Source organism: Bacillus sp. FSL R9-9497, assembly GCF_038005805.1.
GTDB lineage: Bacteria > Bacillota > Bacilli > Bacillales > Bacillaceae_G > Bacillus_A > Bacillus_A cereus.
On the sequence record NZ_JBBOTY010000001.1, the window covers coordinates 2,879,965 to 2,895,404 of the forward strand.

A 15,440-nucleotide genomic window follows, 5' to 3' on the forward strand; every position below is an offset into this window, starting at 1 on the left:
CATGTATTTCATATTGAATATGTTAGGGATTTTCGTTGTCTTATTAATCGTTTTCTTATGTTCGCCTAATAAAAAACATATAAAATGGAGACCAATTGTAATTCTCATCATATTGGAGCTTTTTATTACGTGGTTTATGTTAGGCACAAAGCTAGGCAGTATTATCATTAATAAAATAGCGTCATTTTTCAGTTGGCTACTGGCATGTGCAAATGAAGGAATTCGATTTGCATTCCCATCCGCTATGGAAAATCAAACAATTGATTTCTTCTTTAGCGCATTACTTCCTATCATTTTTGTTATTACTTTTTTCGATATTCTATCTTATTTCGGAATCTTAACTTGGATTATTGATAAAGTAGGTGCAGTTATTTCAAAGATTTCTCGTTTACCAAAGTTAGAAAGTTTCTTTTCGATTCAAATGATGTTTTTAGGAAACACCGAAGCACTTGCGGTTGTTCGTGATCAATTATCTGTTTTAAAAGAAAATCGATTATTAACTTTTGGGATTATGAGTATGAGTAGCGTTAGCGGATCCATTCTTGGCGCTTATTTATCAATGGTTCCAGCAACTTATATTTTCAGCGCAATCCCATTAAACTGTATTAACGCATTAATTTTAGCCAATGTATTAAATCCTGTGGAAGTTTCGAAAGAAGAAGACGTTGTTTACACACCTTCCAAACATGAAAAAAAGGATTTCTTTTCTACTATTTCCAACAGTATGTTAGTCGGGATGAATATGGTTATCGTTATTTTAGCTATGGTAATTGGATATGTAGCTTTAACAGCATGTTTAAATGGGATTTTAGGATTTTTTGTAACGGGGTTAACAATTCAAAAAATCTTCTCCATTATCTTTAGTCCTTTTGCATTTTTACTCGGTTTATCAGGCAGTGATGCTATGTATGTAGCTGAATTAATGGGGATCAAAATAACAACGAATGAATTTGTTGCAATGATGGATTTAAAATCAAACTTAAAGTCGCTACAACCGCATACGGTTGCGGTTGCAACGACATTTCTAGCTTCTTTTGCTAACTTTAGTACAGTAGGTATGATTTACGGAACTTACAATTCATTATTTGGCGGAGAAAAATCATCAGTCATCGGTAAAAATGTTTGGAAGCTTCTTGTTAGCGGGATGGCTGTTTCTTTATTAAGTGCTATGCTCGTTGGGCTATTTGTATGGTAATTAATTTTTATAATAAAAGACACCCAAGCCAATTGAGTGTCTTTTATTATTATTTTCGAATTTGTCCATTTCCACGAATCACATATTTTGTAGAAGTTAATGCTGGAAGCCCCATTGGTCCTCTTACGTGTAACTTTTGTGTACTGATACCAATTTCCGCTCCGAATCCAAATTCGGATCCATCTGTAAAACGAGTCGATGCATTATGATAAAGTGCCGCGGCATCTACAGAAGTAAAAAACTTGCTGACGTTTTCCTCGTTTTCAGTAATAATTGCTTCAGAATGCATAGATCCATACGTATTTATATGATGAATCGCTTCTTCAACAGTGGAAACCACTTTCACTGCTAGTGTAAGAGATAAAAATTCTGTCCCCCAGTCTTCTTCTGAAGCAAGTACAATTGAAGAATCCATTGCAAATGCTTTTTGATCACCACGTAGCTCCACGCCTCTATCCTTCAAAGAAGAAAACAACTCGCTACCATATTTCTCTGCCCACTTCTCATGAAGAACAATCGTTTCAATCGCATTACATACAGATGGACGCTGCGTTTTTGCATTTATAATAATATCCAATGCCATTTGTTTATCCGCTGTTTCATCAATGAATATATGACAATTTCCCGCACCTGTTTCAAGTACTGGAACAGACGCTTCTCTCACAACAGTATCGATTAATTGTTTGCCACCTCTTGGAATAAGAACGTCTAGATAATCCTTCATTGTAAACAACTGCTTTGCGCTATCTCGCGTTGTATCTTCTATAAGCTGGACGCTTTCTTGAGGTAAGCTTGTTTGTTTGAGCGCCCTGTGAATAACGGCAACGATCGCTTTATTAGAATGAATAGCAGAAGAACTACCACGTAATATGACTGCGTTTCCTGTTTTCAAACAAATTGTAGCAGCATCCACTGTTACATTCGGTCTTGCCTCATAAATCATCCCAACAACACCAAGTGGTACGCGCATTTCCTGAATAGATAGTCCATTTGGCCTTTCCCATGCACTTACACATTCTCCTACAGGATCACGTAATTCAATTAGCTGCTTAATCCCCTCTGTCATATCAATAATACGATTTTCAGTTAGCAGAAGACGATCAAGGAGTGAATCAGAAAATCCTTTTGCCTTACCTTCTTCAATATCCCTCTTGTTTTCTTCTAAAATATAAGCTGTTTCTAATATTAACTGATCAGCTATTGCGGAAAGTGCTTCGTTTTTTTGCTCTGTAGATTTAAGCACAAGCTCTCTAGCAACCTCTTTTGCTTTTATCCCCTTTGCCAACACTTCATTCATTTTTATTTCCTCCTTTTTAAAGTGAAACCCAATGATCCCTATGGATGACTTCATAACTATGTCTCTCGCCTCTTACTTGAATATCTTGGCTTTGCATACCTTTTACATCTATTAGTTCCTCTGCACTATATGTGCATTGTCCTTTTCCTATTACGCGCCCTTGTTGCGTTACAACCTCTACAACTTCACCCACTTGGAAAAATCCTGATACATTCGTAACACCAGCTGGAAGTAAACTCTTACCATGCTGAATGATGGCAGTAGCTGCCCCAGCATCTACTTCAATTTGTCCGCTAACAAGCGAATGTAAGGCAATCCATTGCTTGTTCATCTTCATTTCTTTTTGAGGAGCATTACCAACATACGTTCCATCACCCTTACCCTTCAAAACATCTACAAACTTTTCCTGTCCACGTCCTGTTCCGATAAATACACTCACACCAAGAGAGAGCGCTGTCTTTGCAGCATCGATTTTTGATTTCATACCGCCAGTCCCAAGTTTTGAGCCAGCATCTCCTGCAAGAGAAGAAATTTCTTCCGTAACTTCAGGAAGAAAATAATATTTTTTTGCATCCGCATTTTTCTGAGGATTTTTGTCATATAACCCGTTCACATCCGTAAAGATCATAAGCATATCCGCCGAAACAAGCCCGCTTACTAAAGCTGACAGCATATCATTATCACCGAACGTCAGCTCCTCTAAAGAGATGGAATCATTTTCATTAATAATTGGAAGAGCGGAGCGGTTTAATAATTCTCCTAACGTAGCGTAAGCATTACTATATTGTTCTTTTCTAGAAAAATCACTTCTCGTCAGCAAAAGTTGCGCAGTAACGATGCCATATTTACGGAATTCCTCCGTGTACGCCTGCATTAACAAACTTTGTCCGACAGCTGCTGCAGCCTGTTTCCCTTTAATCGTTACAGGTCTGCTAGGATATCCTAGCGCTGAAAAACCTGCAGCGACGGCTCCAGATGTAATTAACACAACCTCGTGCCCATCTTCTTTCAACCGAGCCAATGCGGCAACGTGATCTGAAAGCTGTTCTGTAGAGATGCCTCCGTGACTATCTGCCAAGGAACTACTCCCAATCTTTACAACAACTCGTTGTTTTTTCACTTTTTTATCCCCCAAATCTAAAATCAAAGTTTTTTATAAATTACACTTCATTCACTTTGTAACTATATCTATTCTCATCAATGCTGCAATGAAGTATTTAAGAGCAAAATAAAAATGACCGCTTCGCCCTTAATAAAATAAAAAGGACGAAACGGTCATTGTTCCGCGGTACCACCTTAATTGATATACATAGATATCCACTTGGTGCCTATAACGCAGGCGAACGCCTAAACTTTCATTTAAGACTCAGGGATAGGTTCGATATATTCTATACGAGGAATCTTTCAGCCGGTGAATTCCACTCTCTTTCGCAAGAAGACATATGTACTAGTTCCCTTCAACGATTTTCAATCTAATTTTTTTATATTATGCGATATAGTTCGATTCGGTGTCAAGAGGTATTTTTAAAAATAAATAGAGCCGCAAGTTATTTGTATGAAATTATCTCCCTACTGAATGAAAATACAAAATGATATAAGTTTAACTCATATTCATAAACATAAAACCTTACATTATAGTGTATATATTTACATAATGTCGAATATAATTATTTTTTATCTTTTAGTGTTGCAAAAAGGAATATATTCTCTTAGAATGTTTCTTTATATTGCACAGGGATGTTATTCTTATTCTAAGAAAATAATATCAAACCGATATAATTGATTATAAAAGGAGCAAAATTGAGTTATTATGGATAAACAAATTGGATTCATCGGTTGCGGAAATATGGGAATGGCTATGATTGGCGGAATGATAAACAAAAATATAGTGTCTTCAAATCAAATTATTTGTTCAGATTTAAACACTGCTAATTTAAAAAATGCTAGTGAAAAATATGGGCTAACTACAACTACCGACAACAATGAAGTAGCTAAAAATGCTGATATTTTAATTTTATCAATCAAACCAGACCTATACGCATCAATAATTAATGAAATAAAAGAAGTAATCAAAAACGATGCTATCATCATTACGATCGCTGCTGGGAAAAGTATTGAAAGTACTGAAAATGCCTTTAATAAAAAAGTAAAGGTTGTAAGGGTAATGCCTAATACTCCTGCTCTTGTTGGAGAAGGAATGTCTGCATTATGCCCGAATGAAATGGTGACAGAAAAAGATTTAGAAGATGTACTAAACATTTTCAATAGTTTTGGTCAAACAGAGATCGTAAGTGAAAAATTAATGGATGTTGTCACATCCGTAAGTGGTTCTTCACCAGCTTATGTATATATGATTATAGAAGCGATGGCAGATGCTGCTGTACTAGATGGTATGCCAAGAAATCAAGCATATAAATTCGCTGCTCAAGCTGTGTTAGGCTCTGCAAAAATGGTACTAGAAACAGGAATACATCCAGGTGAATTGAAAGATATGGTTTGTTCTCCTGGCGGAACGACAATAGAAGCTGTAGCAACATTAGAGGAAAAAGGATTACGAACAGCGATTATTTCAGCTATGCAGCGTTGTACGCAAAAGTCTGTTGAACTATCTGGTCAAACTAAAAAATAAAACTATAAAAGAGATTACGTTAGCTATGAATTCACATAATTTTAATTAAAAATTCACTACATGATAAACGGCCAAACACATATAAAATTGAGCTTGGCCGTTCTACTTTTTAATTATATTAAAATAATTTGATTTGACTCTTCTTTAAAGGTTCTGTTTTATCCCTTACCTATTCCCTACTAGGATTGTGTAATTTTATTAGAAACTAATAATTTTTCAATGCATTTCGGTAACATATCTAATAGTGTTTCAAATGCGTAGTTTACATCTAGACGTTCTGTCCATTGATGTGCATCTTTTCCTACCGGTCCCATATTTAATACTGGAACATCAAACTCTTCTAATTCCTGAAGCGGAATTGAATAGCCTTTATCCCATAATGGCATATTGTCTACAAGCGAACTCATTGAATCCAGTGGATACTGCAAGCCTACATAGCTTAAATCTGAAATCCCCCCAAAATAATTTTGGTTTTCAAATGTAATTTTATGATTGTAATGTGCATACTTTTCCATTTCTACAACTACCTCTTTTATTAAAGGATTGTTGCGTGAACTCACAGCTGGATAGTACGGCGGAGCGAAGAAAAGTACAATCATCGGTGCCTTTTCTTTACATAAAATCGCTAATTTATCTACTAAATCAATCGTTACCGCACGATCATCTTTATCTTCTCTATTTTTTATAATATTAGATTGAATATGATTTATTTTTTCTTGTCCATGTTGCTCAATTGCATATGTGATAAGCTCTTCATACGTTAATACATTTACTTTGAGATTAGGTGGTATAAATGGATTATATTTAGAAAAACGATATGCATGTTTTTCATACGACTCTTCTATTTTCTCTGCTATTTTCGTTACTTTTTGACGTAACAATGAAACTACATCTGTCATTGATTTTTCTAATAAAAACAAATTAAATAATGTAACTGCACGATGCGGAATTTGTACAGAATAATCCTCCTTCAAGTCCCTTTGAAGTAAGTTAGTTGGCGGAGGACTCGCTTCCCCTTCTACAATATCACAAAGGTCTGTGTTTAACTCTAATTCTGCTGTTATTAATGAAGCCATATAACTCCCATTTAAGCCTGCAAAAGGTTCACCTACATGTGTCTCTTTTCCATAGCAAAGAAAACCAGGTAACACTTTACCAATAGAGCCAGTGTAAATATACTTATTTTGGTCACCAGGATGTCTTGAAAACATAGGCTCTGAGTTTAAGACCGTTTTATAATCTAAGTTATGCTCTCTAGCTAAATCTAACAGTCTCGGAACAGCGGCCCTCATCCCTACAGAATTCACTTCTTCATCTGGTACAGCCAATAAAAGAACATTCCCATCGAATCTTCCTTCACATGCTTGTTCAATCATTGCCATTTGTAATGCTAGACCGCATTTCATATCCATTGTTCCTCTACCAAACAGCCATTCCCCATGTTCTATATCTTCACGCACATGGTCTGGAAGTTCATCTTTATGAGAATAAAACATAGATGTTAACTTTTTAGGATTAAATGCATCTTCTTTCCACACTCCGTAATCTTGTACATCTACAACATCAAAGTGACTTACTAGAATTACAGTATTTTTTGTACTATCTTTTTTCTTTACTAGTGCTGTAACAAAATATCGTCCGTCCCCTGTCGGATTTTTTTGTAAATGATGCGGGTTTTCTTTGAAATACTGTAATTCAGATAATTGTTCCACAACAAAGTCTGGCAATATTACTTCAGCTTCTGAACCGGTAATACTAGGAATTTCAACAAGACTGCTTAATAATTGAATCAATTGTTCTTTTGATTGCCACTTTGACATATAAATCCCCCTATTTTTCCGCATTATGAAAACTAATTCCAGTATATGAATAAAAAATGACGACAGCTATCAAAATTATAGTTCTGATGTACTGCCGATTTTTATTGATATTTCATGAGCTGCTTGTTTTACCTTGCTAATAAGAAAAGATAGTCGATCATCATTAATACGATGACTAATTAACCCAACACTTAATGCTCCTACTACTTTATGATTAAATCCGATAATAGGTGCAGCTACTGAAGCTGTCCCTTCTGTTTTTTCACCATAACTGACAGCATATCCTTCATTTTTTATTTGCTTTATTTGATTAAGAAGAATTTGCTTTTGTTCTGGTAATGAAGGAAGTAAATACTCTACAATATGTTCCATTTCATTCGTTTTCATATTGGCAAGCATCGTTTTATTTGCAGCACCAATTGAAAGTGGAATTTGTTCTCCTAGATTATCGATAACCCGAATTTTTAAAGGACTATCAATTCTTTCAATGATAATAGAATGCGTTCCGTTTGGAATATTCAAATAGACACTTTCTTCCACTTCAGCAGCCAAACGTTTCATCACTTCTCTTGCAACAGATCTATAGTCTACCTTCTCCAATTGACGTAACCCTATTTCCATCCACATTGGTCCAATTTTGTACTGTTTTGTCTCTGTAATTTGTGTAACTAACCCATGCTCCATTAGAGAGTTAAGTAATCTATGTACTGTACTAACCGGGAGATGTGTTCCATCAGCTATATCAGAAATAGCCCAATACTCTTTTTCATTTGTAGAATTCAATAATTTAATAATACTTATCGCTCGATCAATGGACTGTACCATAACTCGCCTCAACTTTACTCGTAATATGTTAGTACGCTTAATTAACTATCAATTTAGCAAACATTCGAAATGAAATCAATCTATTTATTTAATTTTCTAACAATAAAAACATATCACTAACAATGAATTGAAAACGCAAACAAAAAAATATTGACTTTTCTTTTTAATTGTCTGAAAATTATAACAAGATTTCACATCACGGAATACATTCCATAATACGGAAAAACATCAAACTTTATTCTATCAACTACGAAAGTGAGGAAAACAATGGCGCAAGTAAACAATACAAACAATGAATTAAAACGTACGATGAAAAGTAGACATTTATTCATGATTGCACTCGGTGGTGTGATTGGAACGGGGTTATTTAACGGATCTGGCTTTATAATAAGTCAAGCTGGACCTGGTGGATCCGTACTTGCCTTTATGGCCGGTGGATTATTAATGTATTTCGTTATGCTATGTCTTGGTGAACTCGCTGTAGCCATGCCTGTTTCGGGTTCTTTCCAGGAATATGCCACTAAATTCATCAATCCTGCAACTGGCTTTACAATTGGATGGTTGTATTGGTTAAGCTGGGCGAATACGACCGGTCTTGAATTTACAACTGCTGGTATTACAATGCAGCGCTGGTTTCCTGATATTCCTGTTTGGGTTTGGTGTTTAATATTTGGTGTTACAATCTTTACTATTAACGCATTATCTGCTCGTAGTTATGCAGAAACAGAATTTTGGTTTTCAAGTATAAAAGTATCTGCCATTATAGCTTTTATAATTCTTGGTGGCGCCGCTATGTTCGGCTTTATTGATTTAAAAGGCGACGAACCAGCTCCACTTCTTTCAAATTTCGTAAATCATGGTGGTTTATTTCCGAATGGACTTGCAGCTATTCTATTAACAATGGTTACAGTCAATTATTCCTTCCAAGGTACAGAGCTTGTCGGAATCGCAGCAGGTGAAAGCGAAGATCCAGCAAAAACTTTACCTCGTTCTATTAGAAATATTATATGGCGCACAATGTTTTTCTTCGTCTTAGCAATCTTTGTTCTTGTTGCTTTAATTCCTTGGGAAGAAGCAGGACTCACAAAGAGCCCATTCGTTGCTGTTTTTGATAATATCGGTATTCCATATGCAGCTGATATTATGAACTTTGTTATTCTTACTGCTGTTCTTTCTGTTGCAAACTCAGGACTATACGCTGCTACTCGCATGCTTTGGTCTTTATCAAAAAACGAAATGGCTCCAGCATTTTTAAAGAAATTATCATCACGTGGGATTCCTCTCAACGCTTTAATCATGACAATAGCTATTTCTGCTTTTTCTCTTTTAACAAGCGTCGTAGCTGCTGAAACGGTTTACTTATGGTTAATTTCCATTTCTGGAGTCATAACAATTATTGTTTGGATGTCAATTTGTGTTTCTCAATTCTTTTTCCGCAAACACTATTTAGCTGAAGGTGGAAAATTAGACGATTTGAAGTTCAGAACTCCACTCTATCCCCTTGTACCAATTCTTGGTTTTGGATTGTATGGCATTATATTAGTAAGTCTTATCTTTATCCCAGATCAAAGACTAGGCATTTATTGTACTGTACCATTTATCATCTTTTGCTATACCTACTATCACTTTAAAGTTAAGAAAAGAATTGCAACTAACACTCAAAGTGAAACTAAAATTAGCGAAACTTCGTAATATTGTACGATACAAAAAAGACAACACGTGGCGTTTCACTTCATGTGTTGTCTTTTTTTATTATTTAAATATGAGTTCACCTGAATTTAATGGATTTTTCTCTTCTCCTACAAAAGTAGTAAAATTTTCATTTGAACTTGCTACCTCAGTTGGATTTATCGTATTTCAATTTCGATATAATAATAAATAGGTATATCAGATATAGCTGTACATTATTAGAATTACATTCATTACTCAACTGTTAGTTACCAAGAAAGAAAGAAAGGAATGATCATAATGATACAGAACATATACGAGACTCATTTACATGTAAGAAATTTAGAAAAAGCGATAAATTTCTATCAAAACAAGCTAGGATTAACGTTAGCAAGAAAACTCTCCAAAAGAAGAGTGGCTTTCTTTTGGGTCGGAGAAAATAAAAAACAAATGCTTGGACTATGGGAAGTAAATAATATCGAAGACTTTGAGCTGAGACATTTTGCTTTTGGTGTAAATTTAGAGTTTTTAATGACTTCTAAAGCGTGGTTAGAGGAGCGTGGAATAGAAGTGATAGGAAGTCAAGGAAAAGGAAATCAAGAGCCAATTGTCCAAAGGTGGATGCCCGCTGCAAGTGTATACTTTCTAGATTGTGATAGAAATAAATTAGAATTCATTTCTATGTTACATGACAATCCAGATGAATTAGAATATGCATCCTATTTAAGTGTATGGAATGCGGAACACCAAGAAAAATGAATGAAATTTCCGTTCAAGTCTTTTCTAATTTTTTAGATATACTGTTGTACGATCCCCCTTTTGCTATTAATTTTCGTCGGATTTATGAACAGTTATCGTAATGGAACATTCATGATAACTCCAATTGTTAACATAATGCATTTATTGTCATCTTGTATTTGTACTTACGTACTAGCAATTCCTAATCTGCTTCCATTACAATTTGAAACATTTAATTTTTCTTCTTATCTGGCATCTAATCTTTAAACAAAAACTCCCCTTAAATCGAAAATGATTAAGGGGAATTTTATATACGATGCAATTATAGTTCAGATTTCACCCGAACAGAAACATTATTTTTAATTATATTTTTGACATCTTTAAAGCTAACAAAATTGTTACTTTTCTCATCCCAAAGACGGAAACGGAGTGAACGCAAGCTTGTAGCAAGCGTAATTGTTGGTACATTTTTTAAAGGAAGGGTATTGTTGTGTGCCTCTTCTAGTTTATAGTTAGGTACTCTTGGACTTAAATGGTGAACATGATGAAATCCAATATTACCCGTTAGAAATTGCAAAATTTTTGGAAGTTTATAAAAAGAACTTCCCTCCACTGCCGCTTTCACATATTCCCATTCTTTATCTTCTTCAAAATAAGAATCCTCGAATGTGTGCTGTACGTAAAACAGCCAAATCCCTATTGAACCTGCTATTAAAAATATAGAACCATGTACTAAAAGAAACGATTGCCATCCAATTGCCCAGCAAAGCATTCCTACAATAGCAACGATTAAAATATTCGTTAAATAAGTGTTCATACGTTCTTTTTTTCTAGCACCTTTTCGGTTAAATCTATTTTTAAGCAAGAAAACATAAATCGGGCCTAACCCAAACATAACGAATGGATTGCGATATAAACGATATGCTAAACGGAGTCTAAATGGTGCTGCTACATATTCATCTACTGTAAGCGTCCAAATATCCCCTGTACCCCTCTTATCCAAATTACCACTCGTAGCGTGGTGAATAGAATGCTCATGCCCCCACTGATCAAATGGGAATAATGTTAAAACACCCATACACGTTCCAACTATTCTATTTGCACGTCGACTCTTAAAGAATGAATAATGGGTACAATCATGAAAAATAATGAAAATCCTTGTCATAAATCCAGCGGCTAACAGTGCTGGAACTAATGTTAACCAATAAGAAACTGACAAACTTTTATAAGCAAGGTACCATAAAATAATAAATGGCACGATTGTGTTGATCAGTTGCCAAACACTTTTTTTAATCGTTGATTTTTCAAAAGGAGCAACTTGTTTTTTTAAATTTTTAGTATTTTCTAAGGTCATTGTTCTAATTCCTTTCCTTTTTGTTGCTAATTCATATTATAGCACACTATTAGTATCAGGTGTTAAAAGTAGCTATAATAAATATTTTATACTATGAAAATCTCTTTTTTCTTACTCATTACTTACAAATTTCTTACGTCCAAAATAGCTTCTATAATTGGACAGACGGAGCATTTTATGTATCAAAGAAACTTCATATTTTTCCAATAAGTACATAAAAAACAGCGAGTTTTTTCACAAGAAGAAAAAAGCTGCAATCAGTCAGTTTCACCGACTTATCGCAGCTTCTCTTCTTTTTACCTTATTTTATCGATGAAGCCAAACTGCACCTGCAGACTTGTCTTCAGCTTGGCCTACCACTTCAAACTTCAGTCCTAGCTTCGGTAACTTACGTCCTGCATCAGGAATAACGCTGTTGATGTATTGCTTAGAATCATCAAATTTTGCCACTCCTGGTAATCCTTTATAATCAAAGATACCGCGTGTTGGTGAATTTACTTTCCATGCTGGCGTTTGATCAAATGAGAATGCCGCATCGGCAATTTGATAACGCGTACTGCTCTTCACAGTAGGTTGTCCGTTTAATGTCCCTACAATTGCCTCTGGATGAGAATCTACTACTCCTAAGAACCCTTCACCTGGATGAACGCCTACCCAGTTATCTGTAAAGCTTTGATCCGCATACCATACAACCATTCCTGTATTAAATACTGGGCCACGTGCATATTGTAACGCAGTGTCAGAACCAGCGTAATTTCTCCACTCTACATAGTAATTATGTTTTTTCTGTTCAAATCCGTTAGACACAGTAAAGCCTTTTAACGTCATTGCAGGCTGACCTTCTGCATCATCAGAGAAAACAACTTTTCCATCTACAGTTAAGGCTGCATTATCTAACGCAAATCCTTTATAAGCTACTGCAATATCTGTTAAGTACTCAAATTGCAGTTTTACTTTTTTTCCTTTGAATTGGCTTAAATCGTATGATTTATCAACCCACTTACCATCAGTTGTATCCGCGCCGCCTTTTATATCTTTTTCGCCCATTCTATCAATGCGTGTCTTCGTTCCATCTTCTGCAATCGCATATACGTCAAGGAAATCATACTTCGCTTCAAGTTCGTAAAATGCCTTATAATCGAACTTAGCATCCTTTGCATTTGTTAAGTCAAATACTGGTGTCTCAAGTGTTGTATGAATGTCATTTCCTTTTGTACTGTAATAGAACTTCTTACCAAACGCTGATTCGATATTTTTTATATCTTTGTCCGGCAAGTTAACACGAACAATTCCAGGTCGTTTAGATTTTGTAGTACTTTGATCTACATATGTTGCAACACCGATTCCTTTGCTAAGTTTGTCATAATCTACTTCAAGAATATTCGCCCAGTTCCCCTTCATATTCTTTTGGAAAAACTCTTTATTTTGTGGCGAGAAACTCGTTGGCTCTGTTCCTGCAATTTTTCCAGCCCAGCTACCACCACTCATAATAGACCATGACTCAACAGGTTCACCTTGTCCTGAGTACTTTGTATCATATTCATCTGGTAAGCCTAAATCATGGCCATACTCATGTGCAAACACACCAACTGCTCCGTCTTCAGGCTCGATTGTATAATCATATGCAGCCATCTTTCCGCCCCAGTTCGAAACAGAAGATTTCGTGCCATCAATTGCATATGGTTTTGAACCTAGTTTTGAACGATGTGACCAAATCGCATCATCTTTCAATTTACCGCCGCCAGCTTCTTGACCAACGCCAGCATGTACAACCATTAAATGATCAATAATGCCATCTGGCTCATTTTTATTTCCATCACCATCTTGATCGTATTGATCAAATTGGTCATAGTCTGCTAAATTGATTCCTTTTGCTACCGCTGCTTTTAATGCTTCTTTCACAAAATCTTTTGGTCCTAAAGGCCCCTTGTTATCATGCCCAGTACCCGCATCAGCACCATAATCTGATGCTTTTCCTGGAACAGTAAGCCATTCTGTTACAGTCCCATCAACTGTATAGCTACCACCAGATTGTTCTTCATAATATTGCTTAAATGTGTTAATTTTCGATCCATCAAATAAAGTAAATGGTTCATCACCAAATAACATTTTTTGATAATGTTCACGATTAAAGTCCTTAGAATACATGTATCCTGGCTCTTGATCAATATTGTTATGCTTAAAATCGCTAAATTCTACAAGTAAAACAAGTACTTTATCTTTTCGAACAGCTCCATTGTATTCTTCTTGCTTCGCTGATGTAGTAGGTACTTTTCCATTTAATTTCCCAGGGTTCAATGCTGCACCTTGTCCAGCTACTGGGCCTACTTCAGGCTGCTGCGCCTGTTCATTTTCCCTCATTTTTGCATCTTTTACTTTTTTCATAAAGTCAGAGGCTTCTTGCGTAAGACTATCTCCTGTTAAGATTTCTTTCCCAGGGTTTTCCCCTTTCTTTTTCTCAACATATTTTTCGACAGCCTTTGAAGTCTCAGCTTGTGATGCAGATTGATCAATTACCCCCCGTTGTTTTAGCGCTTCAGCCAAACGCTCCTCCGGTATTAAGTGCTCATCTATTGGTAGAGATGATGTTGGTGTCTCAGCATACGCTGCGTGACCTCCAAAAGCAAACGTACTACTTAGTACTGCTGCTGTTGTTAATACCGCTAATGGTTTTAATTTCTTTTTCTTTTTCAATGTATTTCCTCCCCAGTGTCTGCAAATTATCGTTTTTTGCCGATAACAACATAATATTCGTTATAATACGAATATTCAATCTTTTTCAACAAATAAAATGTTGAGAAATATTTTTTTATGCAGGGTGAAATACATAAGATATAAAAACAAACAGACTCTCCTATAAATAACAGTGAACTTTTATATGTTCTTAGTTTCAATCAAAATCCAGTAAATCTGGGATTCATGCTTTTTTAATAAAAATAAGAATTAAATATTTTCTATACTATTTAATCTATGGATTACCATATTACTCACTATTCTCATTATTACAAGCTAATAGTGGTTCGTACATCATTATAGCGTGATTCTCTGTTACATATTGATCTTCTATTAACTGTTTCTGTTGATTATATACTTTACGTTGAATCACATTATGTCGTATATAACCGCCCCAGTATGCAGGTTGAATTGAGTGTTCTTTCTCATACACTTCATATTGATAAAGTTGCGGATAGACTGTTCTCCATTCACCAACTAAATGTTCATCTGTCATATAAAGGTGAAGTTGATACGGTTGGTCCGTTTCATTTTTAATTTGTAAATCCAAATAGTTATAGGAACAAGTCGCCCCACTCCCAAACGGTTGAGTGCGCCTAGAGTCAGGAAAGACATCAAAGCTATGACGATATCGTTCTGTTACTGTCAGTGGTGTATGTAAAGTCATCCAATATATTAAATTCGAAAGCTGACAAAGACCTCCTCCAATACCTGTTTGAAAAGATCCGTAATGTAATACCATACCTTCTACATACCCTTTTTTCCTCGTTGGCTTACCTATTAAACGCCAGTAAGAAAATGTTTCTCCCGGTCTAATGACGATACCATTTAGTTTTTTAACAGCAATTTTCAAATTAACAACCTTATTCTGTTGATACCACATATCTACATCTTTGAGCTTACGAAGTAATATCGTTCGGTGCTGAATTGCTGTACAAGGTAGCTTTTCTTGTTGGAACCTTTTTGCATATGTTTTTCCGTCTGCCAACCACTGAATGTACCTCTTTGTAGAGTAATACCACTTCCCTAGCATAATGCGATACTTAGACCGCTGTTTAGGACGTAAGTGCACTATATTCATTTTATTCCCTCTCTCTTTCTTCAAGTAAATTCTAATATATTTCTAATCCAATAAACTACAGTTTTCTTAGCTGCATAATAATTTCCGCAAAAAAATAATA

General features: G+C 35.4%; 11 protein-coding genes and 1 other annotated feature. Of the genes, 4 read left to right on the forward strand and 7 right to left on the reverse strand.

Features of this window, described 5'->3' with window-relative positions; all coding sequences use genetic code 11:
* Nucleotide 1: 1 nt before the first annotated feature.
* Nucleotides 2-1,195, forward strand: a complete 1,194-nt coding sequence (locus MKY21_RS14905) for a NupC/NupG family nucleoside CNT transporter (protein ID WP_000273618.1) — start codon at nt 2-4, stop codon at nt 1,193-1,195.
* Nucleotides 1,196-1,244: 49 nt separating this feature from the next.
* Here the strand turns inward: MKY21_RS14905 and proA are convergent, their stop codons facing one another.
* Both proA and proB read right to left on the reverse strand, forming a co-directional pair.
* Nucleotides 1,245-2,492, reverse strand: a complete 1,248-nt coding sequence (gene proA, locus MKY21_RS14910) for a gamma-glutamyl phosphate reductase (RefSeq protein ID WP_001006611.1) — start codon at nt 2,490-2,492, stop codon at nt 1,245-1,247.
* Nucleotides 2,493-2,508: 16 nt separating this feature from the next.
* On the reverse strand, nt 2,509-3,612 hold the full coding sequence (gene proB / locus MKY21_RS14915; protein ID WP_000744803.1) for a glutamate 5-kinase: 1,104 nt from the start codon (nt 3,610-3,612) through the stop codon (nt 2,509-2,511).
* Nucleotides 3,613-3,751: 139 nt separating this feature from the next.
* Nucleotides 3,752-3,962, reverse strand: a binding site (T-box leader).
* A 340-nt stretch (nt 3,963-4,302) separates the two neighbouring features.
* Here proB and proC point away from each other — a divergent pair.
* Complete coding sequence (gene proC / locus MKY21_RS14920; protein WP_000360724.1) at nt 4,303-5,121, forward strand: pyrroline-5-carboxylate reductase; 819 nt, start codon at nt 4,303-4,305, stop codon at nt 5,119-5,121.
* Between the two features lie 179 nt (nt 5,122-5,300).
* Here proC and MKY21_RS14925 read toward each other — a convergent pair whose 3' ends face one another.
* Together MKY21_RS14925 and MKY21_RS14930 are read right to left on the reverse strand one after the other, a co-directional pair.
* On the reverse strand, nt 5,301-6,965 hold the full coding sequence (locus MKY21_RS14925; RefSeq protein WP_137070469.1) for a M20/M25/M40 family metallo-hydrolase: 1,665 nt from the start codon (nt 6,963-6,965) through the stop codon (nt 5,301-5,303).
* 51 nt (nt 6,966-7,016) lie between these two features.
* Nucleotides 7,017-7,766, reverse strand: coding sequence for an IclR family transcriptional regulator (locus tag MKY21_RS14930; protein WP_061655471.1), 750 nt, complete (start codon nt 7,764-7,766; stop codon nt 7,017-7,019).
* Nucleotides 7,767-8,033: 267 nt separating this feature from the next.
* Between MKY21_RS14930 and MKY21_RS14935 the strand changes: the two genes are divergently transcribed.
* Nucleotides 8,034-9,458, forward strand: coding sequence for an amino acid permease (locus MKY21_RS14935; protein ID WP_000079967.1), 1,425 nt, complete (start codon nt 8,034-8,036; stop codon nt 9,456-9,458).
* 276 nt (nt 9,459-9,734) lie between these two features.
* Nucleotides 9,735-10,193 (forward strand): VOC family protein, encoded by a 459-nt coding sequence (locus tag MKY21_RS14940; RefSeq protein WP_000615639.1) that lies wholly within the window; start codon nt 9,735-9,737, stop codon nt 10,191-10,193.
* Nucleotides 10,194-10,494: 301 nt separating this feature from the next.
* On the opposite strand, the gene MKY21_RS14945 is transcribed toward MKY21_RS14940, so the two are convergent.
* The 3 genes from MKY21_RS14945 to MKY21_RS14955 all read right to left on the reverse strand — a co-directional run bounded on the left by MKY21_RS14945 (nt 10,495) and on the right by MKY21_RS14955 (nt 15,340).
* On the reverse strand, nt 10,495-11,526 hold the full coding sequence (locus MKY21_RS14945) for a fatty acid desaturase (RefSeq protein ID WP_000171499.1): 1,032 nt from the start codon (nt 11,524-11,526) through the stop codon (nt 10,495-10,497).
* 306 nt (nt 11,527-11,832) lie between these two features.
* Nucleotides 11,833-14,220, reverse strand: coding sequence for an immune inhibitor A domain-containing protein (locus MKY21_RS14950; protein WP_000727449.1), 2,388 nt, complete (start codon nt 14,218-14,220; stop codon nt 11,833-11,835).
* 289 nt (nt 14,221-14,509) lie between these two features.
* Nucleotides 14,510-15,340 carry a VanW family protein gene (locus tag MKY21_RS14955; protein WP_001028242.1) on the reverse strand — a complete coding sequence of 277 codons (831 nt, stop codon included), beginning with the start codon at nt 15,338-15,340 and terminating at the stop codon, nt 14,510-14,512.
* Between the last annotated feature and the right edge of the window lie 100 nt (nt 15,341-15,440).

What these genes read in the sequence shown, in the direction of transcription:
- MKY21_RS14925 (WP_137070469.1), bottom strand. Translation starts at nt 6,965, where the DNA reads ATGCGGAAAAATAGGGGGATTTATATGTCAAAGTGGCAATCAAAAGAA.
- proA (WP_001006611.1), bottom strand. Translation starts at nt 2,492, where the DNA reads ATGAATGAAGTGTTGGCAAAGGGGATAAAAGCAAAAGAGGTTGCTAGA.
- MKY21_RS14955 (WP_001028242.1), bottom strand. Translation starts at nt 15,340, where the DNA reads ATGAATATAGTGCACTTACGTCCTAAACAGCGGTCTAAGTATCGCATT.
- MKY21_RS14935 (WP_000079967.1), top strand. Translation starts at nt 8,034, where the DNA reads ATGGCGCAAGTAAACAATACAAACAATGAATTAAAACGTACGATGAAA.
- MKY21_RS14905 (WP_000273618.1), top strand. Translation starts at nt 2, where the DNA reads ATGTATTTCATATTGAATATGTTAGGGATTTTCGTTGTCTTATTAATC.
- MKY21_RS14930 (WP_061655471.1), bottom strand. Translation starts at nt 7,766, where the DNA reads ATGGTACAGTCCATTGATCGAGCGATAAGTATTATTAAATTATTGAAT.
- proC (WP_000360724.1), top strand. Translation starts at nt 4,303, where the DNA reads ATGGATAAACAAATTGGATTCATCGGTTGCGGAAATATGGGAATGGCT.
- MKY21_RS14940 (WP_000615639.1), top strand. Translation starts at nt 9,735, where the DNA reads ATGATACAGAACATATACGAGACTCATTTACATGTAAGAAATTTAGAA.
- MKY21_RS14945 (WP_000171499.1), bottom strand. Translation starts at nt 11,526, where the DNA reads ATGACCTTAGAAAATACTAAAAATTTAAAAAAACAAGTTGCTCCTTTT.